Origin of the sequence: Nocardia alni, assembly GCF_019038435.1 — a bacterium.
Taxonomy (GTDB): domain Bacteria; phylum Actinomycetota; class Actinomycetes; order Mycobacteriales; family Mycobacteriaceae; genus Nocardia; species Nocardia alni.
In genome coordinates, this window is record NZ_JAGPOX010000376.1 from 1 (window position 1) to 413 (window position 413).

Genomic DNA, 413 nt, shown 5'->3' on the forward strand with positions numbered 1-413 from the left:
GATCTGCATCAGCACCGCCACGAGCTGCGTATGCTGCGCGAGGCTCTGCGGCGGCTGCAGCGCGCGCGTGCCCACGGCCTGCTCCAGCGCGCGCCAGGTCTGCTCGGCCTGCGCCCAGGCGCGCACCTGGGTCTCCGGCACGCCGGCTTCCGCGAACGCCTTGCCCGCCTCCGCGAATGCCTGGTTGAGCGCGTCGCGCGCGGCAGGGCGCCGCGCGGCCAGCGCCTCGTCACCGCCCAGCATGGCCGCCGACAGGCCGCGGTGCACCTGCAGCTGCTGCACCACCCGGTTCACCGCGATGAGCGGCGCTGCGCCCCGGCTCTCGCGCTGGGCGGCCCCGATGTCCTGCAGCGACCCGCGCACATACAGGACCGTGGGCAGGGCGCCCATGAGCAGAGCGATCACCCCCAGGA

The 413-nt window shown here is 75.3% G+C and carries 1 protein-coding gene; it reads right to left on the minus strand.

From position 1 onward, the window contains the following. Nucleotides 1–390 (minus strand): nitrate- and nitrite sensing domain-containing protein (locus JZ791_RS47475; RefSeq protein ID WP_216904008.1); only part of this gene is annotated, 390 nt, incomplete at its 3' end. Nucleotides 391–413 lie beyond the last annotated feature (23 nt).